This is a genomic window from Microvirga sp. Mcv34, from assembly GCF_024519725.1.
Taxonomy (GTDB): domain Bacteria; phylum Pseudomonadota; class Alphaproteobacteria; order Rhizobiales; family Beijerinckiaceae; genus Microvirga.
Genome location: NZ_JALJRK010000012.1, coordinates 1 through 18,416, shown reverse-complemented (window position 1 = coordinate 18,416; position 18,416 = coordinate 1). Strand labels below are relative to the sequence as shown.

The 18,416-nt window shown below is 65.3% G+C and carries 17 protein-coding genes; 6 read left to right on the top strand and 11 right to left on the bottom strand.

Going from position 1 to position 18,416, the window contains the following annotated elements; all coding sequences use genetic code 11:
* Nucleotides 1-5: 5 nt before the first annotated feature.
* Nucleotides 6-521: a GNAT family N-acetyltransferase gene (locus OC446_RS09190; RefSeq protein ID WP_262028731.1), complete on the bottom strand. Its 516-nt coding sequence runs from the start codon at nucleotides 519-521 to the stop codon at nucleotides 6-8.
* Between the two features lie 80 nt (nucleotides 522-601).
* Between OC446_RS09190 and OC446_RS09185 the strand changes: the two genes are divergently transcribed.
* A complete protein-coding gene (locus OC446_RS09185) occupies nucleotides 602-907 on the top strand; it encodes a hypothetical protein (RefSeq protein WP_262028730.1) in 306 nt (101 codons plus the stop codon).
* Nucleotides 908-952: 45 nt separating this feature from the next.
* Here the strand turns inward: OC446_RS09185 and hutH are convergent, their stop codons facing one another.
* The 5 genes from hutH to ugpB all read right to left on the bottom strand — a co-directional run bounded on the left by hutH (nucleotide 953) and on the right by ugpB (nucleotide 7,214).
* Entirely contained in the window at nucleotides 953-2,584 is a 1,632-nt protein-coding gene (gene hutH / locus OC446_RS09180; RefSeq protein ID WP_262028729.1) for a histidine ammonia-lyase, read from the bottom strand.
* Between the two features lie 277 nt (nucleotides 2,585-2,861).
* On the bottom strand, nucleotides 2,862-3,938 hold the full coding sequence (locus OC446_RS09175; protein WP_262028728.1) for a sn-glycerol-3-phosphate import ATP-binding protein UgpC: 1,077 nt from the start codon (nucleotides 3,936-3,938) through the stop codon (nucleotides 2,862-2,864).
* A gap of 115 nt (nucleotides 3,939-4,053) precedes the next feature.
* Nucleotides 4,054-4,899, bottom strand: a complete 846-nt coding sequence (gene ugpE / locus OC446_RS09170) for a sn-glycerol-3-phosphate ABC transporter permease UgpE (RefSeq protein ID WP_262028727.1) — start codon at nucleotides 4,897-4,899, stop codon at nucleotides 4,054-4,056.
* Nucleotides 4,899-5,780: a sn-glycerol-3-phosphate ABC transporter permease UgpA gene (gene ugpA / locus OC446_RS09165; protein WP_262028726.1), complete on the bottom strand. Its 882-nt coding sequence runs from the start codon at nucleotides 5,778-5,780 to the stop codon at nucleotides 4,899-4,901. Before ugpA ends, ugpE begins: the two co-directional genes overlap by 1 nt.
* Nucleotides 5,781-5,906: 126 nt before the next feature.
* A complete protein-coding gene (ugpB, locus tag OC446_RS09160) occupies nucleotides 5,907-7,214 on the bottom strand; it encodes a sn-glycerol-3-phosphate ABC transporter substrate-binding protein UgpB (RefSeq protein ID WP_262028725.1) in 1,308 nt (435 codons plus the stop codon).
* Between the two features lie 208 nt (nucleotides 7,215-7,422).
* On the opposite strand from ugpB, the gene OC446_RS09155 reads away from it, so the two are divergent.
* Nucleotides 7,423-8,145 (top strand): hypothetical protein, encoded by a 723-nt coding sequence (locus OC446_RS09155; RefSeq protein WP_262028724.1) that lies wholly within the window; start codon nucleotides 7,423-7,425, stop codon nucleotides 8,143-8,145.
* On the opposite strand, the gene OC446_RS09150 is transcribed toward OC446_RS09155, so the two are convergent.
* Together OC446_RS09150 and OC446_RS09145 are read right to left on the bottom strand one after the other, a co-directional pair.
* On the bottom strand, nucleotides 8,142-9,350 hold the full coding sequence (locus OC446_RS09150) for an NAD(P)/FAD-dependent oxidoreductase (RefSeq protein WP_262028723.1): 1,209 nt from the start codon (nucleotides 9,348-9,350) through the stop codon (nucleotides 8,142-8,144). The genes OC446_RS09155 and OC446_RS09150 overlap by 4 nt on opposite strands.
* Complete coding sequence (locus OC446_RS09145) at nucleotides 9,347-9,775, bottom strand: Lrp/AsnC family transcriptional regulator (RefSeq protein WP_181051179.1); 429 nt, start codon at nucleotides 9,773-9,775, stop codon at nucleotides 9,347-9,349. The genes OC446_RS09150 and OC446_RS09145 overlap by 4 nt, the downstream gene beginning before the upstream one ends.
* Nucleotides 9,776-9,889: 114 nt before the next feature.
* Between OC446_RS09145 and OC446_RS09140 the strand changes: the two genes are divergently transcribed.
* From OC446_RS09140 to OC446_RS09130, 3 genes are all read left to right on the top strand, one after another.
* Entirely contained in the window at nucleotides 9,890-11,023 is a 1,134-nt protein-coding gene (locus tag OC446_RS09140) for a saccharopine dehydrogenase family protein (protein WP_262028722.1), read from the top strand.
* Nucleotides 11,024-11,260: 237 nt separating this feature from the next.
* On the top strand, nucleotides 11,261-12,811 hold the full coding sequence (locus OC446_RS09135; RefSeq protein WP_262028721.1) for an aldehyde dehydrogenase family protein: 1,551 nt from the start codon (nucleotides 11,261-11,263) through the stop codon (nucleotides 12,809-12,811).
* A 74-nt stretch (nucleotides 12,812-12,885) separates the two neighbouring features.
* Nucleotides 12,886-14,565: a thiamine pyrophosphate-binding protein gene (locus OC446_RS09130; RefSeq protein ID WP_262028720.1), complete on the top strand. Its 1,680-nt coding sequence runs from the start codon at nucleotides 12,886-12,888 to the stop codon at nucleotides 14,563-14,565.
* A 12-nt stretch (nucleotides 14,566-14,577) separates the two neighbouring features.
* Here OC446_RS09130 and OC446_RS09125 read toward each other — a convergent pair whose 3' ends face one another.
* From OC446_RS09125 to OC446_RS09115, 3 genes are all read right to left on the bottom strand, one after another.
* Nucleotides 14,578-14,913 (bottom strand): hypothetical protein, encoded by a 336-nt coding sequence (locus OC446_RS09125; RefSeq protein WP_262028719.1) that lies wholly within the window; start codon nucleotides 14,911-14,913, stop codon nucleotides 14,578-14,580.
* Between the two features lie 86 nt (nucleotides 14,914-14,999).
* Nucleotides 15,000-15,971: a transaldolase gene (tal, locus tag OC446_RS09120; RefSeq protein WP_262028718.1), complete on the bottom strand. Its 972-nt coding sequence runs from the start codon at nucleotides 15,969-15,971 to the stop codon at nucleotides 15,000-15,002.
* Nucleotides 15,972-16,041: 70 nt separating this feature from the next.
* Complete coding sequence (locus OC446_RS09115; RefSeq protein ID WP_262028717.1) at nucleotides 16,042-16,932, bottom strand: LysR family transcriptional regulator; 891 nt, start codon at nucleotides 16,930-16,932, stop codon at nucleotides 16,042-16,044.
* 153 nt (nucleotides 16,933-17,085) lie between these two features.
* Here OC446_RS09115 and OC446_RS09110 point away from each other — a divergent pair.
* On the top strand, nucleotides 17,086-18,416 hold a 1,331-nt coding region (locus OC446_RS09110; RefSeq protein ID WP_262028716.1), incomplete at its 3' end, for a CoA-acylating methylmalonate-semialdehyde dehydrogenase.

Below are 18,416 nucleotides of genomic sequence, written 5' to 3'. Positions count from 1 at the left end.
CGCCGTCAACCACGCCATTCATCCGCGAGGATGGCCCAGCGCTCGTGGTCGCGCCATTCGCCGCCGATCTTGAGATAGCGCGGCGAGTAGCCCTCCTGGCGAAAGCCCAAGCGCTGGGCGAGAGCGCGGGAAGGCCCGTTGCCCGGCTGGATATTGGCCTCGATGCGGTGCAGCCCGAGTTCGCGGAAGGCGTGCGAGACCACAAGGCTCACCGCCTCGCTCATCAGCCCGCGCCCGTTCATGCCGGCCATGCCGTAATAGCCCATATAGGCGCTCTGGAAGAAGCCGCGCACGATCTCGCTCAGGTTGACGACGCCGACGATCCTGCCGGTTTCCCGCTCACGAGCGATGAACCCTATGGAACGGTCACCGTCGCAGCGGGCGAGGTAGCCCTGGAAGCTCACAGGGTCGCGGCAGGGCGAGACCCAGGGCTCGTGCAGGTCGATGCTGGCGAGATTGGCGGCGATCAGCTCGGCGGCGTCCGAAGCGTGAACGAGACGAATCACAACGCGTGGCAACATGAAGTTCATCCCATCTTCAGGAACCATGGCATAGACATGTCGTTGTCGTCAGCCCCTCCTCAAAACATAAGGAATGGACCATGCGAGCCATCATTCTCCCTGCTTTCGCCCTTGTCCTCGGCGCAGGATTCCTTGCTGCACCGCAAGAAGCCCAAGCCCGTTTCGGCGCCGAGCAGCTGCAGGCGCCCAGCCTCGTGGACGATGTCGCCTGCGTGACGCGCCGCGTCCGCACCGTGCTTCCGAACGGCCGCGTGGTGTTTCGCACCGTGCGGGATTGCGGCGTGCGGCCCCACATGAGGCGTATGGAACGCTGCCGCACCGTGCGTGAGCGCGTGGTCCGTCCCAACGGCCGCGTGGTGTATCGTGACATCCGCCGTTGCCGCTGATCGAGCTCAGCCAGAAGAAAGGGCCCGGGATGACCGGGCCCATTTTTATTCCAGTTCGCCGATGGCGCTCTCGACGGCTTCGACCACGGCGCCTGAGCGCACGAGGTCGAGGGCTTGGCGCATTTCGGCAGCATACCAGCGGTCGCCGTCGAGCGCCGGCGGGATGACGGCGCGGATCGCGTCGAGCGCTGCGCGGGACCCCTTGCCCAGCGGATGATCCTTGGCGAGAGGCTCCACGAGGGTGAGCGCCTGCGCGGCCATCAGCAATTCGCCGGCGACGATCTGCTCCACGTTCTCGACCACGATGCGCGCCTTGCGTCCGCACCAGGTGGAGTTGGAGACGTGGTCCTCGGCATTGGATTTCCCGGGAATGGAATCGACCGATCCCGGCGTCGCCAGCCCCCGGTTTTCCATGACCAGCGCTGACATGGAGCATTGCACCGTGGCGAAGCCCGTGTTGAGGCCGCGCTTGCCCGCCAGCAGGTTGCGCGGCAGCCCGTATGACATGGTGGGGTCGATGAGGCGCGCCAGGCGCCGCTCCGAGATCGCCCCGAGATCCGCCATGGCGATGGCCAGGAAATCCATGGCCTGGGCCATGTACTGCCCGTGGAAATGGCCGCCGGAAATCGACACGTAACCGCCCTGACCGTCATCGAAGATCAGCGGGTTGTCGGTGGCGGAGTTCATCTCCGTACCGATGATGCGCTCCACGTATTCGACCGCCTCGACGGCCGGCCCGTGAACCTGCGGCGTGCAGCGCAGCGAATAGACGTCCTGCACGCGCGGAGCGGCGGGCGTTCCCGGCTGGCGCGGCTCGTCGGGGAAGACGATGTCCCGCGCATCCTGGGAGCAGCGCTTGGTGCCTTCGAGAATGCGCAGCAGATTACGCGCCGTGCGCGCTTGGCCCGGATGCGGACGCGCCTTGTGCACGCGCGGATCGAAGGCCGCGAGCTCGCCGCGCATGGCCTCCAGCGACAGGCACATGGCGATGTCGGCCTGCTTGAGCAGGCGGCGCGCGTCGTGCGTGGCGAGCGCCCCGAGGGCGAGCGACGTGGTCGAGCCGTTAATGAGCGCGGAAGCATCCTTCGCGCCGAGCTCGAAATCGGGATTGAAGCCCGCCTCCTTGATGGCTTCGCGCGCCGGCATCCGGCGGCCGCGGTAGACCATCTCGGCTTCCTCGAAGCCGCAGACCGCCCCAGCCATGTGGGCGAGCGGCGCAAGGTCGCCCGAGGCTCCGACGGAGCCCTTCTGCGGGATGACCGGGTGCAGGCCCGCATTGAGGAAGGCGATGAGGCGCTCCACGAGCTCGACGCGGGGACCGGAGTAGTTCGACGCGAAGGCATTGGCGCGCAGGAGCATCATGGCCCGAGTCACGTCCTCGGAGAACGGCTCGCCGACGCCGGTGGCATGGGCATAGACGGTCTTCTGCTGGTAGGCCGCCATGTCTGCGATAAGGACACGCTGGTCCTTGAACAGGCCGACGCCGGTGTTGAAGGCGTACATGAGCGGCGCATCGTCATGCATCCAGGTGCGGTCGATATAGCTCCGCGTCGCCGCGATGCGATCGCGTGCTTCCGGCGCCAGGGCGGCCGTGGCGAAGTCCCCCTGGGCATCGGCGCGCGCGACGCGCACCACGTCCTGAATGCCGAGAGTGGCGCCATCGAGCTTGACCGTCATCGCTGTTCCTCACGTTGAAGATACAGGGATACCGAGGCTTCGAACGCGGCGCAACCGCCGGTTCTCGGGAGGTTAGGAGCAAGTACAGGACGGAACTCCCCCTGCCCCCTCGCGCGACGTCGTCACCGGCCTCGTGCCGGTGGGCCCGTTTGCGTGAAACGCCGAGCTTCACATGATCGGGATGGCCATGCCGGGGCTGGGACTCCCGTGAGACCCGACGAAAAAGGCCCCGGCTGTGCCGAGGCCCTGCGCTATTCATTGAACTGGCGAATCCGCGTCAGACGCGGCCGAGGCGCTTCGTGGTCTGGGGATCGAAGAGATGGACGTTCGCCGGATCGACCGCGAGGGCGAGCTTGCGGGTGTCGGCCGGGATCTGGCCGGTGGAGGCCTGCACGACGAAGTCGGCACCCGCGACCTTGCCGTGGAAGAGCTGGGTCGCGCCGAGTTCCTCGACGAAGTCCACGTCCATGGACAGCGAGCTGGAGCCCACACCGCCCGCCTGCACGTCCTCGGGACGCAGGCCCACTTCGATGGCGGAGCCGGGGGTGAGGCCGTCGCGCATGTCCGTGACGGCGATCGACTGTCCACCGACCGACACGCGGCCCGGACCTTCGACCTTGCCGGGCAGGATGTTCATGGGCGGGGAGCCGATGAAGGTGGCGACGAAGCGGGTCTCGGGGCGGCGATAGACCTCGGACGGGCTGCCGACCTGCTCGATCTGGCCGCTCGACATCACCACGAGCTTGTCTGAGAGCGTCATCGCCTCGACTTGGTCGTGGGTGACGTAGATCGACGTCACGCCGAGGGCCTTCTGCAGGCGCTTGATCTCGACGCGCATCTGCACGCGCAGCTTGGCATCGAGGTTGGAGAGCGGCTCGTCGAAGAGGAACACCTGAGGCTTGCGCACGATGGCGCGGCCCATGGCGACGCGCTGGCGCTGGCCGCCGGAGAGTGCGCGCGGCTTGCGGTCGAGGAACGGCTCGATGGCGAGGATGCGGGCCGCCTCCTTCACGCGCGTCTCGATCTCGTCCTTGGGCGTCTTCCGGTTCTTCAGGCCATAGGCCATGTTGTCGTAGACGCTCATATGCGGGTAGAGCGCATAGTTCTGGAACACCATCGCGATATCGCGATCGGCGGGCTCCACCTGGTTCACGACGCGATCACCGATCTTCACCTCGCCGTCGGAGATCGTCTCGAGACCCGCGATCATGCGAAGAAGCGTGGACTTGCCGCAGCCCGACGGGCCGACGAGCACGCAGAAGGAGCCGTCCTCAATGCCGAGCGACACGCCCTTCACGGCCTCCACGTTGCCCGAGTAGATCTTCCTGACCGTATCGAGGGTTACCCCTGCCATCGTTCCATTCCTTTTGACCGTTGCCCGCGCCTCAGGGGCATCGGGCGAAATTCCAAATGTGTGGGGATGAGCCCTCCCGGAAAATTCGGGAGGGCCCTGCGGGATTTTTCCCGCGTCACTTTTCCGTTTCGACGAGGCCCTTCACGAAGAGCCTCTGCATGAAGATGACGACCAGGACCGGCGGGATCATCGCGAGCACGGCCGTCGTCATGGCGATGTTCCACTCGGTCAGCGCGTCGGTGGTCGTGATCATCTTCTTGATGCCGATCACGATGGTCTGCATCGAGCTCTTCGTGGTGATCAGCAGGGGCCAGAGATACTGGTTCCAGCCATAGATGAACTGAATCACGAAGAGCGCCGCGATCGTCGTCATCGACAGCGGCAGCAGCGTGTCCTTGAAGAAGCGGAACGCGCCGGCACCATCGATCTTCGAGGCTTCCAGAAGCTCCTCCGGAATGGTCATGAAGAACTGCCGGAACAGGAGCGTGCCGGTGGCCGACGCGATGAGCGGCAGGACGAGACCGGAATAGGTATCGAGAAGCCCCAGATCCGCGACGATCTTGTAGGTCGGATAGATACGCACCTCGACCGGCAGCATCAGGGTGATGAAGATGACCCAGAACGCCGTCTTGCGGAACGGGAACTTGAAATAGACCACCGCATAGGCCGACAGGATCGAGATCAGGATCTTGCCGAACGCGATGCCCAGCGCGACGATCAGGGAGTTGATCATCATGCCCATCACGGGCTCGCGGGCCGTCTTGCCGCCGTAGAACAGGGCGCGGGAGTAGTTCTCCAGCGTCTGATCGCCCGGCGTCAACGGCATGTTGCCGTTGATGATGGTGGCGGTGTCGAAGGTCGACGCCATGATGGCGATATAGACCGGGAAGGCCACCAGGATGACGCCGATGACCAGCGTCAGGTAGGCCATGAAGTCTCGAAAGGGACGATTCTCGACCATCAGTACTGCACCTTGCGTTCGACATAGCGGAACTGGACGGCGGTGAGCGCGATCACGATGACCATGAGGACCACCGATTGCGCGGCCGAGAGACCGAGGTCGCCGCCGGAGCGGCCGTCCGCATAAACTTTGTAGACGAGAGTCGTCGTCTGCCCGGCGGGGCCGCCGCCCGTCACGGCATCGATGATGCCGAAGGTCTCGAAGAACACGTAGACGATGGTCACGACGAGAAGGAAGAAGGTGGTCGGCGACAGAAGCGGGAAGATGATCGTCCAGAAGCGGCGCAGCGGCCCCGCGCCGTCGATGGCGCCGGCCTCGATCACGCTCTTCGGAATCGCCTGCAGTCCCGCGAGGAAGAACAGGAAGTTGTAGCTCACATGCTTCCACGTGGCGGAGAGCACGAGCAGGATCATGGCATCCTTGCCGTCAAGCATGGGATTCCAGTTGAACCCCATGACGTTGAGCGGGCGACCGAGAATGCCGAGCGTCGGATGGAACATGAACATCCACAACACGCCCGCGATCGCCGGAGCCACCGCATAGGGCCAGATCAGCAGGGTCTTGAACCCGTGGCCGCCGCGAAGGCTCTTGTCGGCCTGTGTGGCGAAGAGAAGGGCGACGGCGAGCGAGAAGAAGGCCACCAGCGTCGAGAAGATCACGGTCGTGATCATCGCCCGGTAATATTCGGGCTGCTCGAAGACCGCGCTGTAGTTCTCGAAACCGACGAATTCGGATGCAAGGCCGAAGGCGTCCTCGCGCAGGAAGGATTGCCAGATCGCCTGCGAGGCCGGCAGGTAGAAGAAAATGACGGTGATCGCCATCTGCGGAATGATCAGCAGCAGAGGCAGCGTCCACCCTGAAAAATGAGCTCGTTTTTCCATCGCGCTTACGGTTGTCCGGTGACGGTGCAGATGACGGCGTCCACCGGTCTGCGTGGTTGTTCTATAAGATCATCCCGGACGGCTTTCGGCCGCCCGGGATGACAAAGTGTTTTCAGTCGTTCGGTTTTAGCGAACGGTACGCTCGAACTGACGCAGGATCTGGTTCGAGCGGGTGACCGCTGCGTCCAGGGCGTCCTTGGCGGGCTTCTGGCCGGCGAGAGCCGCTTCGATCTCCTCGGAGATCACGTCGCGGATCTGGACCATGTTGCCGAAGCGCAGACCACGGGAGTTCTCGGTCGGCTCCTTGTTGGTCAGCTCCTTCAGGGGCGTCTCAAGCACCGGGTTCTTCTCATAGAAGCCGGAAGACTTGGTCTTCTCGTAGGCCGCCTTGGTGATCGGGAGGTAGCCCGATTCCTGGTGCAGCTTGGCCTGGCGGTCGGTGTCCGACAGGAACGCGAAGAACTTGGCCACGCCCTTGTATTCCTCGGCCTTCTTGCCGCCCATGACCCACAGGGAAGCGCCGCCGATGATCGAGTTCTGCGGAGCGCCCTGGATGTCCGGATAATACGGCATCGGCACCGAGGTGAAGTCGAACTTCGCGTTGGCCTTCACGTTGCCGTAGAAGCCCGACGAGGTCAGGAAGATCGCGCATTCGCCGGAGGTGAAGCGGCCTTCGCTCTTCGAGTCGCGGCCCGAATAGTCGTAGGTCTTGTCCTTCTGCAGATCCACGAGGTTCTGCAGGTGCTTCACGTGAGCCGGAGAGTTGAACTTCATCTCCGTGTCGAAGCCGTCGAGGCCATTGGCCTTGGTGGCCATCGGGATGTTGTGCCAGGCGGAGAACTGCTCGACATTCGCCCAGGAGGCCCAGGCGTTCGAGAAGCCGCAGGTGTCGTGGCCGGCGGCCTTGAGCTTCTTGCCGGCTTCGAAAACCTCAGGCCAGGTCTTCGGGATCTCGTTCACGCCGGCCTTCTTCAGCTCGTCCTTGTTGATCCACATGACCATCGAGGAGGAGTTGAACGGGAAGGAGAGCATCTCGCCCTTGGCGGTGGAGTAGTAGCCGGTGATGGCCGGCAGATAGGCCTTGGGGTCGAACTTTTCGCCGGCCTCGGCCATCATCTGGTAGACGGGCTTCACGGCACCGCGGGCGCCCATCATGGTCGCCGTGCCGACTTCGAACACCTGCAGGATGTGGGGAGCATTACCGGCGCGGAAGGCCGCGATGCCGGCGTTCAGCGTATCGGCGTACTGGCCCTTGTAGCTGACGACGACCTTGTAGTCCTTCTGCGAATTGTTGAACTCTTCCGCCAGTCGGTTCACGACCTCGTTGTTGGCGCCCGTCATGGCGTGCCACCACTGGATCTCGGTCTGGGCGAAGGCGGACGTGCTCGTCGCCAGGCCGAAGGCCAGTGCGCCGAGAAGGGACTTCTTCATCATAGTGATCTCTCCCATGTCATCCCGTCGGGGACGTTCTTGTCGTTCATCACCCCTGCATTAAGGCCGGATGACGTTTCTATGACGAAAACATGACAATCATAGCCGGCTTCAAAATGGAAGCCCCTTTCCGCCAAAAGACTTAACGGCGGCCGACGGGAACAGGCCGGAACGCCTCTTCGTTGAGGAAACAACTCAACGGAAGAGACCCATGCCCCAGATGATCGCCGCCCTGTTCAGGGATCCCGCCCAAGCCCGCCAAGCCCTTCAATCCCTTCTGGAAATGGGCATCGCTCAGAACCGAATCGTCGCTGCCGGCAATGCGGAGGCGCGGGAGATCTCGTCGATCTCGGGCTTTCGCGCGCTCTCGGCCAGGGACGAGACCCTGGACGCTCTCCAAGATTTGAACCTTCCGGAAGCCGACAAGCGGCTCTTCGCCCAGGGTATCCACAGGCATTGCGCCCTGATCGCCGCGCAGGTCGACAAGGACAATGTCGAGGAGGCCCTGCGGGTGCTGGAGATGTTCGATCCAGTCGATCTCGACGCCAGCAGCCGTGAGTGGCTGAGCGAGCACGCATCCGACCGGTCCGGAGCCGATGCGGGCGCTCCACTCGGGGCCGGGATCACCGGCGGTGCGGAAGGCGGCATGACCAACACGAGCGCCCTGCCCGGCATGGGCCTGATGGCGGAAGGTTCGGACGACCTCGGCACCACGGATCTCAGGGCGGACGAGTTCGCCCAATCCAACCAGGGCTCAGGGACGACGACCGGCACCGGCTCGCGCCGCAGCGACGAGCGGGCCGACCGGGAAGGCGTCAACGAACTCGCCGTCGACACCCGGCCGGACCCCGACCAGCCCGGCCTCATGCAGCGCTATCTGAATCGCGGCGGCCGGGTCTGGGCCTATCGGTCATTCGAGGAAGGCGGGCTTTAGATCACGTTCCGCTCGAGCAGCGGACGGTTGGCGAGAACGCGTTCGTGGCCGAGTTCGGACAGGTCGAGCGTGCGGTAGCCGCCGTGGACGATCAGTTCGGCCAGGCCCCGGCCGACCGCCGGGGCCTGCTGCAGGCCATGGCCCGAGAAGCCGTTGCAGAGGTAGAAGTTCTTGAACCCGCCGGCCAGGCCGATGATCGCGTTGTGATCGAGGAGGCTCATGTCGTAAGGGCCCGACCAGGCGCGACCCGGCCTGATCGCCTCGAAGGCCGGGACGCGATGCGCCAGGTTCGGCCAGATGAACTCCTCGAAGAAGGTGTGATCGATCTCCTGCGATGCGGGATCCTCGTCGAACCAGTCGGGATCGAGATCCGCTTCCGGCGAGGCGCCGCAGATGAAATGCCCCTCCCCTTCGGGCCGCACATAGGCGCCCGAGGTATCGATGAGCAGAGGGCAGTTCTCGACGGGTCCCTTGCACGAGAAGGTGAAGACGTAGCGGCGCTTGGCCTGGACCGGGATGTCGAGCCCGGCCATGGCGGCGAGCGCCCGCCCGCCGGAGCCGGCGCAATTGACGAGCGTGCCGCAGGCGATCCGGGTTCCGTCCTTGAGGCGCACGGCCACGATGGTGCCGCCGTCCCGCTCGACCTCCGCGACCTCGCCCTTCATGTATTCGGCGCCGAGCGAGCGCGCCTTCTTGCGGAAGGCCTGCAAAAGGCCCCAGCCGTCGAACCAGCCCTCGCCCGAGCGTCCCCAGGTGCCGGCCGCGAGATCATCCGCGTTGAGCCAAGGGAAGCGGGCCTTCAGGTCGTCCGGCTTCAGGAACAGGATATCGGCACCCTCGGCCGCCTGCAGCGCCTGGTTCTCGGCCAGGATCGGGGCACCGGCGTCAGACGCACAGTAGAGATAGCCGCCCTCCTTCAGGCCGATCTCGGGCCGGTCGCCGTCAACGGCAAGACGGTCGCCGATGGAGCGCAGGAAATCGATGCCGTAGAGCGAGATCCGGATGTTCACCGCGCTCGAATATTGCTGGCGGATCGAAGCCGCCGACAGGGCCGAGGCGGAAAGCTGGTAGGTCGGATCCTTCTCGATGACGACGACGCGTCCCTTGAAGCCGGAATCGGCGAGCAGGTGATAGGCCGTGGAGGAGCCCATGACGGCGCCGCCCACGATCACGACATCGGCTGAAGAAGAAGCTGCAGAGGTCATCGTTCGAATTTCGTTGAGAGGATGATGGAGGATTGCGTGCGCTCCACCCCTTCGACCGCGCCGATCTTGTCGATAGCCGCATCGAGGGAGGGAACGTCCTCAGCCTCTACCACCGCCAGGAGATCGAAGACACCCGCGACCGAATGAAGCGCGCGCAATTCTGGCATGCGCTGCAGCGCCGAGACGACGCCGCCCGAGGCCTTGGGGGCCACCACGATGGTCACATGCGCCCGCACCATGCGGCTCGCCACCTCCTCGGCCAGGCGCAGGGTATAGCCGGCGATCACCCCCCGGCGCTCGAGGCTCTCGACCCGGGCCTGCACGGTCGTGCGGGAGAGCTTGAGCCTCCGGGCCGCCTCCGCATGGCCGATCCGGGCGTTCTCCCGCAGGAGCGCAATCAAGGCACGATCCGTGGCGTCGAGCATCAGAATGACCAGTCACTTTGGCGATCTGCCGATAAATACTCGTCTTTCCGTCAGCCTGTCCATGGCGTTCTGCAGGGGTTTGCCTTTTTCTGGGGCCATCACAGGGAGAACTCCATGCACTCGATCCTCGTCATCGGCGCCGGCAAGATCGGCTCCACCATCGTCGACATGCTTCACGAGACCGGCGACTACGACGTCACCGTCGCGGATTCGTCCGCCGCAGCTCTCGAAGCGGTCGCCAAGGGTGGCATCAAGACGGTCCAGCTCGACTTCAATGACGCGGTCGCCCTGCAGAATGCTCTCAAGGGCCGCTACGCCGTGCTCAGCGCCGCCCCCTATCACTTGACCGGCCACGTGGCCCAGGCCGCGCGCCTCGCCGACGTGAACTATTTCGACCTGACCGAGGACGTGGCCACCACCCGCATGGTGAAGGAGCTGGCGGAAGGCGCCACCACGGCCTTCATTCCGCAATGCGGCCTCGCCCCGGGCTTCATCTCCATCGTGGCCCATGACATCGCAAGCCGGTTCGACAAGCTCGACACCGTGCGCCTGCGCGTCGGCGCCCTGCCGCAATATCCCTCGAACGCCCTCTCCTATAACCTCACCTGGAGCACTGACGGCGTCATCAACGAGTACATCGAGCGCTGCGAGGCGGTCGTGGACGGCAAGCTGCGCGAAGTTCCCGCCATGGAGGAGCTCGAAGAGTTCTCCCTCGACGGCACCCGCTACGAAGCCTTCAACACCTCGGGCGGCCTCGGCACCCTGTGCGAGACGCTGGAAGGCAAGGTGCGCAACCTGAACTACAAGACCATTCGCTATCCTGGCCACTGCGCCCTGATGCGCGTGCTGCTCAACGACCTTCAGCTGCGCAACCGCCGCGAAGTCCTGAAGGACATCCTGGAGAACGCCGTTCCGGCCACCATGCAGGACATGGTCATCGTCTTCGTGACCGTGACCGGCGAGCGCGACGGCCGCTACGTTCAGGAGACCTATGCCCGCAGCGTCTACGGCCAGAAGGTCGCCGGCACCCAGCGCACCGCCATCCAGGTGACCACGGCGGCCGGCATCTGCGCCATGCTCGACCTGCTCGTAGCGGGCCAACTGCCGAAGCAGGGCTTCGTGCGCCAGGAGGAGATCGGCCTCGACACGTTCCTCGCCAACCGCTTCGGCCGCGTCTATGCGGGCGAGCGCCTGGACGAGGGCCACGAGCCGGCGGTGAAGAACATCCGCCTCGACGCGGTGGCCTAAACGCGACCTCGACATCATGGCGTCCCCGGACTTGATCCGGGGAGGTGATGACGAGGCGAGGCGGCCCAAGCCGTCGGGTTCTTGACTAATTGGCATGACCCTATTCGGGAAAAGCAGTTCCCAGGCTTCCCGGTCATGCATTAAGACGGTGGCATGATAGCCGCCGTCGTTTCGTTTCAAAGACAAGCGAGGGTGGCGGGCCCCATGGGCCCAAGCCCGCATCCAGGGAGAACCAACATGACCGCGAGCCTGAAACCCGTATCCTCCGCGCCCGCTTCCGTTGCGGATGAGGCCCGCGCCATTCTCGCGCGCCTCGGCGTGCCGGAAAGCGCCTTCGCGTCCGGCGGCCGCCCGGCCCTGTCGCCGATCACCGGCGAGGTGATCGGCCATGTGCGCGAGACGACGCCCGACGAGGCCAAGGCCGCCATCGGCCGCGCCGACGCCGCGTTCAAGGCCTGGCGCAAGGTCCCGGCGCCCAAGCGCGGCGAGTTCATCCGCCTGCTCGGCGAGGAACTGCGCGCTGCCAAGGACGACCTCGGCCGCCTCGTGACGCTGGAAGCCGGCAAGATCGTCTCGGAAGGTCTGGGCGAAGTGCAGGAGATGATCGACATCTGCGATTTCGCCGTCGGCCTGTCCCGCCAGCTCTACGGCCTGACCATCGCGACCGAACGCGCCGATCACCGCATGATGGAGACCTGGCATCCGCTCGGCGTCTGCGGCGTTATCTCGGCCTTCAACTTCCCCGTGGCCGTGTGGTCCTGGAACGCGGCGCTCGCCCTCGTGTGCGGCGACAGCGTGGTGTGGAAGCCCTCCGAGAAGACCCTGCTGACCGCCCTTGCCACCCATGCCATCGTCGAGCGCGCCGCCAAGCGCTTCGGCGGCGTGCCGGAAGGTCTCTGTGAGGTGCTGCTGGGCGGCCGCGAGATCGGCGAGATCCTCGTCGAGGATCACCGCGTCCCGGTTCTCTCCGCCACCGGCTCGACGGCCATGGGTCGCCAGGTCGGTCCGAAGCTCGCCGAGCGTTTCGCCCGCGCGATCCTTGAGCTCGGCGGCAACAACGCCGCGATCGTGGCTCCGTCGGCCGATCTCGATCTCGCTCTGCGCGGCATCGCCTTCGCGGCCATGGGCACGGCGGGCCAGCGCTGCACCACCCTGCGCCGTCTCTTCGTGCACGAGAGCGTCTACGACCAGCTCGTGCCGCGCCTCGTGAAGGTCTATGGCAGCGTGAAGATCGGCGACCCGCGCGCGGAAGGAACGCTCGTCGGCCCGCTGATCGACAAGGCGGCCTTCGACAATATGGAACGTGCCCTCGACGAGGCCCGCGCGGCCGGCGGCAAGGTGCATGGCGGCGGACGCTACACGGATGTGGCGAACGAGGGCGTCTATGCCCGCCCCGCCCTCGTCGAGATGCCGAGCCAGACCGGCCCGGTGACGCGTGAGACCTTCGCGCCGATCCTCTACGTGATGCGCTATTCGGATTTCGACGAGGTGATCGCGCTGCACAACGCGGTCGGCGCCGGCCTCTCCTCCTCGATCTTCACCCTCAACCTGCGCGAGGCCGAAGCCTTCGTGTCGGCGGCGGGTTCGGATTGCGGCATCGCGAACGTCAACATCGGCCCCTCGGGTGCCGAGATCGGCGGTGCCTTCGGCGGCGAGAAGGAGACGGGCGGCGGACGCGAGTCGGGCTCCGATGCCTGGAAGGCCTATATGCGCCGCGCCACCAACACGATCAATTACGGCTCGACGCTTCCGCTCGCCCAGGGCGTGAAGTTCGACGTGGACGCCTGATCCTCGTAAGAACACGGCGGAGGGCAGAAATGCCCTCCGTTTCTTTATCTGCCCTCTCATATCGCGAGCCTTCCATGACAGCGCCCTCCCGCACCGGCGGCCAGATTCTTGTCGATCAGCTGACTCTTCACGGGGTCGATCACATCTTCTGCGTTCCGGGCGAGAGTTATCTGGCGGCGCTGGATGCGCTGCATGATGCGAAGATCGACGTGACGGTCTGCCGCCAGGAAGGCGGCGCCGCCATGATGGCGGAAGCCTACGGCAAGCTCACCGGACGCCCCGGCATCTGCTTCGTCACCCGCGGCCCGGGCGCGACCAATGCCTCGCCGGGCATCCACATCGCCAAGCAGGACTCGACTCCGATGATCCTGTTCGTCGGCCAGATCGAGCGCGGCATGCGCGAGCGCGAGGCGTTCCAGGAGCTCGATTACCGCGCCGCCTTCGGGCCGCTCGCCAAATGGGCCACGGAGGTGGATGATCCGGCGCGCTTCCCCGAGATCATCTCCCGCGCCTTCCACGTCGCCACCTCGGGCCGTCCCGGTCCCGTCGTGATCGCGCTGCCGGAGGACGTGCTCACGGAGATGGCGCAGGTCGCCGACGCGCCGCGCTACCAGATCGTCGAGACGCATCCGGGCCTCACGCAGATGGCCGAGCTGCAGAAGCTGCTGCAGGGCGCGAAGAATCCCGTCGCGCTCCTCGGCGGCAGCCGCTGGTCCGAGGTGGCGGTGCAGCGCTTCGTGCGCTTCGCCGAGCGTTTCGAACTGCCGGTCGCCTGCACGTTCCGCCGCCAGATGCTGTTTCCCGCCGATCACGCCTCCTATATCGGCGATCTCGGCCTCGGGGTGAACCCGAAGCTGCTCACGCGCATCAAGGAAGCCGACCTCGTCCTGCTCGTCGGCGGGCGCCTCTCCGAGGTGCCGAGCCAGGCCTACACGCTGCTCGACATTCCGGCCCCGCAGCAGAAGCTCGTTCACGTCCATCCCGATCCGAGCGAGATCGGCCGGGTCTATGCCCCGCATCTCGCCATCAACGCCTCGCCCGTCGCCTTCACGGCGGCCCTGGAGGGCGTGCATCCCCCGGCTTTGCTGCCCTGGAGCGAGGGCACGAAGACGTCACATGCCGATTATCTCGCCTGGAGCGATCCGAGCGCCATCCGCACCGCCGGCGGCCTGCAGATGGGCGAGGTGATGGCTCACCTGCGCAAGGTGATGCCCGCTGACACGATCTTCTGCAACGGCGCGGGCAACTTCGCCACCTGGGTCCACCGCTTCTGGCCCTTCCGCGAATACGGCACGCAGCTGGCGCCGACCTCCGGGTCCATGGGCTACGGCGTCCCGGCCGGCGTCGGGGCCAAGCGCATCCGACCCGACAGCCCCGTGGTGGTGTTCGCGGGCGACGGCGACTTCCTCATGAACGGCCAGGAATTCGCCACCGCCGTGCAATACGACCTGCCGATCCTGGTGATCCTGCTCGACAACGGCATGTACGGCACGATCCGCATGCACCAGGAGCGTGAATATCCAGGCCGCGTCTCGGCCACGATGCTGAAAAACCCCGACTTCGCCGCCTACGCGAAGGCCTTCGGCGGCTACGGCGAGCGCGTGACCCTGACGGAGGAATTCGCCCCCGCCCTGCAGCGCGCGCTGACCTCCGGCAAGCCGGCGATCCTCCACTGCATCATCGACCCGGAAGTCATCACCCCGACCATGTCGCTGACACAGATCCGCGAGAAGGCGATGGCGGGGAAAGCTTAAGATGCAGCCTTGCTAATGCTGTACAGGCTTTCTCACCGTTAGCAGGGCTGTAAAATCTGGATCTATCACTTCAACGTCTTCATCGCTTAGTTGATAGACTCCCGGAGCAGCAGGTTCGATAGCGTCAGTAATTGGCGCTATCGTAAAAAGCTCGTCACTTCCGCTGAGCTTAAGAACGATGCCTTTTCTCTCGTCACATGAGATGACAGTGCCAAATAGTTGGCGTCGATTGGCCAGAGAACCATTGCTATCAAGGTACGTAAGGCCGACAAGCAATGTCTTGCCAATTAGGTCCGCAGCAAGCTCTGCATCGTAGCTTGGACCTTCGGCAGAATCTTCTTTTATCACTGACAGTTCGCTCTCCCTAAAGAGCGCTGCATAAACCGCTCTCATTGTTACGGAAGGAGCATATGCTCCCTCCGTAACAATGTATACTAAGCCGCCTTCGCCTCGTCGAGCCGCTGGGCCACGAGCGTGCGCAGGGAGCGCAGGTCCTTCACGAAGGAGCGGATGCCCTCGGCGAGCTTTTCGGTGGCCATCGCGTCCTCGTTCAGGGCGAAGCGGAAGCTCTTCTCGTCCATGCGCGGCAGGGGCTGGATCGTCTCCACGTTCTCGGCCGAGAGCTTGCGCGGCAGGTCGCCCTGCGCGTTCGCCAGCTCGTCGAGGAGCGCGGGCGAGATGGTGAGGCGGTCGCAGCCGGCGAGCGCTTCGATCTCGCCGATATTGCGGAAGGAAGCGCCCATCACGACGGTCTTGATCCCCTGCGCCTTGTACGAGGCGTAGATCTTGCGCACCGACAGCACGCCCGGATCGGTCTCGCCCGTGTAGGGTCCGCCGCCCGCCTTCACGTGCCAGTCGAGGATGCGGCCGACGAAGGGCGAGATCAGGAACACGCCCGCTTCGGCGCAGGCCTGGGCCTGGGCCTGGGAGAACAGGAGCGTGAGGTTGCAGTCGATGCCTTCCTTCTGGAGAATTTCCGCCGCGCGGATGCCCTCCCAGGTGGAGGCGATCTTGATCAGGATCTTCTCCCGCCCGATGCCGCGCTCCTCATAGGCCTTGATGATGGCGCGCGCCTTGGCGACCGTCGCTTCGGTGTCAAAGGAGAGGTCGGCGTCCACTTCCGTCGAGACGCGGCCGGGCACGATGTTGGCAAGCTCGGCTCCGAACGCCACCGCCAGCCGGTCGCAGATGGCGGACACGACATCATCCCGCGACCCGCCATGGGACCGGCCCCAGGCCAGGGCCTCCTCGATGATGTGGCCGTAGGCGGGCGTCTCGACCGCCTTCAGGAGCAGGGTCGGGTTGGTGGTGCAGTCCTGGGGCTTCAGGCGGCGCACCGCGTCGAGGTCGCCGGTATCGGCGACGACGACCGTCATGGCGCGCAATTGCTCGAGCTTGGAGGGCATGGGGATCTCCGTGGGTTGTCCTTTGGCGTCTGACTTAGTCCCATAAGGGGCTCGCGTGAAGGGCAAAGCCTCAGACAAAAAGCCCCCGATGGGCCCGCACGCGGCTCAGGATGAAGGAATAAACCTCCTCCACCCGGCGTAAGGACCGCACATCCGCGTGGGTGACGAGCCAATAGGTGCGAAGGTACGACACCTCGGGCAACACCACCCGCAGCTCCGGGAACTGGCGCACGGCGTAGTCGTGCAGGATCCCGATGCCGACGCCCGCGCGGACCGCCTCGGCCTGGGCCACCACGCTGGCGCATTCGAAGCGGCGGGCAGTATATTTCTCGAGGCCCGAGAAATAGTCGAGCACCGGGCTGTAGAGCAGGTCCGCCACATAGGTGACGAGGGTTTTTCCGGACAAATCGGCCAGTTCCGTCACCGGCCCGTGGCGGTCGAGATAATCCTGGGAGGCGTAGAGCCTCAGGCGGTAATCGGTGAGCTTGCGCGAGACGAGACGCCCTTCCGTCGGCTGCTCCAGCGTCACGGCGATGTCGGCCTCGCGCTTGGACAGCGAGAAGGTGCGCGGCAGGGCCACGAGCTGCAGGGTCAGGCCCGGATGCCGCTCGGCCAGCGCCCCGAGCTCGGGGGCGAGAAAATAGGTGCCGATCCCGTCCGGCGCGCCGATGCGCACGGTGCCCGACAGGGCGAGGTCCGCCCCGCCGAGCTCGCTCGCGACGGCAAACGCCTGCGTCTCTATGCTCTCCGCGTGCTTCAGGAGCCGCTCGCCCTGTTCGGTCAGGGTGTAGCCCTGGGGACTGCGCTCGAACAGCTTGGCCTTGAGGGCCGCCTCCAGGGCCGAAACGCGGCGGGACACGGTGGTGTGGTCGGCCTCCAGCTGCCGCGCCGCCACGGTGAGACGGCCGGCGCGGGCGACGGCCAGGAAAAAGCGGAGATCGTCCCAGTCGAAAGCGCTCATGGCCTATCTTGGACCTCCCTTAGGCCCCCTTTGGGCCTACCTTGGCCATATTGGCATTTTCGCACAACGGTGCTTCGGTTTCACCCATAGTCGTGCGATTTCAACAATGATAGAAGAAGGGCACGAAAAACACTCTCAGGAGGAGACGACGCCATGCGCGAGGTCGGACATTTCATCGGCGGCAAGCAGGTTGCCGGCAAGTCGGGTCGCACCACCGAATTCTTCCAGCCCATGACCGGCGAGGTTCTCGGCCGGGTGGCGCTGGCCTCCAAGGACGAGCTGCGCCAGGCCGTCGAGAACGCCAAGGCGGCGCAGCCCGCCTGGGCGGCCACGAACCCGCAGCGCCGCGCCCGCGTCATGATGAAGTTCCTCGAGCTCATCGCCAAGGAAACCGACAGCCTCGCCGACGTGCTCGCCCGCGAGCACGGCAAGACGGTTGCCGACGCGAAGGGCGACATCCAGCGCGGCGTCGAGGTGGCCGAGTTCTGCACGGGCATTCCGCATCTCCTGAAGGGTGAGTTCACGGAAGGCGCTGGCCCCGGCATCGACATGTACTCGATCCGCCAGCCGCTCGGCGTGGTGGCCGGCATCACGCCGTTCAACTTCCCGGCCATGATCCCGCTGTGGAAGCTTTCCCCCGCCATCGCGTGCGGCAACGCCTTCATCCTGAAGCCGTCCGAGCGCGATCCGGGCGTGCCGATGCGCTTGGCCGAGATCATGATGGAAGCGGGCCTTCCCGCTGGCATCCTCAACGTGGTCAACGGCGACAAGGAAGTGGTGGACGCGATCCTCGATGATCCGGACATCAAGGCCGTGGGCTTCGTCGGCTCCTCGCCGATCGCCCAGTACGTCTATTCCCGCGCGGCGGCGAACGGGAAGCGCGCCCAGTGCTTCGGCGGCGCCAAGAATCACATGATCATCATGCCCGACGCCGATCTCGACCAGGCGGCGGACGCCCTCATCGGCGCCGGCTACGGCTCGGCGGGCGAGCGCTGCATGGCCGTGTCGGTGGCGGTTCCCGTCGGCAAGGCGACGGCCGATGCGCTCATGGACAAGCTGATCCCGCGCGTGGAAAGCCTGAAGGTCGGCCCCTCCACTGATCCGTCCGCCGATTTCGGCCCGATGATCACCCGGGCCCACATGGAAAAGGTGCGCTCCTACGTGGATCTCGGCGTCCAGGAAGGCGCCAAGCTCGTGGTCGACGGCCGCGACTTCAAGATGCAGGGCTACGAGAACGGCTTCTACATGGGCGGCTGCCTCTTCGACGAGGTGACCACCGACATGCGCATCTACAAGGAAGAGATCTTCGGTCCCGTCCTGTCGGTCGTGCGCGCCAAGAACTACGACGAGGCCCTGCGCCTGCCCTCCGATCATGAATACGGCAACGGCGTCGCGATCTACACCCGCGACGGCGACGCCGCCCGCGACTTCGCCTCCAAGGTGAATGTGGGCATGGTCGGCATCAACGTGCCGATCCCGGTGCC

Excerpts from the sequence above, each read along its gene's own strand:
- OC446_RS09135 (WP_262028721.1), top strand. The coding sequence starts at position 11,261 with ATGACCGCGAGCCTGAAACCCGTATCCTCCGCGCCCGCTTCCGTTGCG.
- OC446_RS09185 (WP_262028730.1), top strand. The coding sequence starts at position 602 with ATGCGAGCCATCATTCTCCCTGCTTTCGCCCTTGTCCTCGGCGCAGGA.
- OC446_RS09130 (WP_262028720.1), top strand. The coding sequence starts at position 12,886 with ATGACAGCGCCCTCCCGCACCGGCGGCCAGATTCTTGTCGATCAGCTG.
- OC446_RS09150 (WP_262028723.1), bottom strand. The coding sequence starts at position 9,350 with ATGACCTCTGCAGCTTCTTCTTCAGCCGATGTCGTGATCGTGGGCGGC.
- OC446_RS09155 (WP_262028724.1), top strand. The coding sequence starts at position 7,423 with ATGCCCCAGATGATCGCCGCCCTGTTCAGGGATCCCGCCCAAGCCCGC.
- OC446_RS09145 (WP_181051179.1), bottom strand. The coding sequence starts at position 9,775 with ATGCTCGACGCCACGGATCGTGCCTTGATTGCGCTCCTGCGGGAGAAC.
- OC446_RS09140 (WP_262028722.1), top strand. The coding sequence starts at position 9,890 with ATGCACTCGATCCTCGTCATCGGCGCCGGCAAGATCGGCTCCACCATC.
- OC446_RS09115 (WP_262028717.1), bottom strand. The coding sequence starts at position 16,932 with ATGAGCGCTTTCGACTGGGACGATCTCCGCTTTTTCCTGGCCGTCGCC.
- ugpB (WP_262028725.1), bottom strand. The coding sequence starts at position 7,214 with ATGATGAAGAAGTCCCTTCTCGGCGCACTGGCCTTCGGCCTGGCGACG.
- OC446_RS09175 (WP_262028728.1), bottom strand. The coding sequence starts at position 3,938 with ATGGCAGGGGTAACCCTCGATACGGTCAGGAAGATCTACTCGGGCAAC.
- ugpA (WP_262028726.1), bottom strand. The coding sequence starts at position 5,780 with ATGGAAAAACGAGCTCATTTTTCAGGGTGGACGCTGCCTCTGCTGCTG.
- ugpE (WP_262028727.1), bottom strand. The coding sequence starts at position 4,899 with ATGGTCGAGAATCGTCCCTTTCGAGACTTCATGGCCTACCTGACGCTG.
- OC446_RS09190 (WP_262028731.1), bottom strand. The coding sequence starts at position 521 with ATGTTGCCACGCGTTGTGATTCGTCTCGTTCACGCTTCGGACGCCGCC.
- hutH (WP_262028729.1), bottom strand. The coding sequence starts at position 2,584 with ATGACGGTCAAGCTCGATGGCGCCACTCTCGGCATTCAGGACGTGGTG.
- tal (WP_262028718.1), bottom strand. The coding sequence starts at position 15,971 with ATGCCCTCCAAGCTCGAGCAATTGCGCGCCATGACGGTCGTCGTCGCC.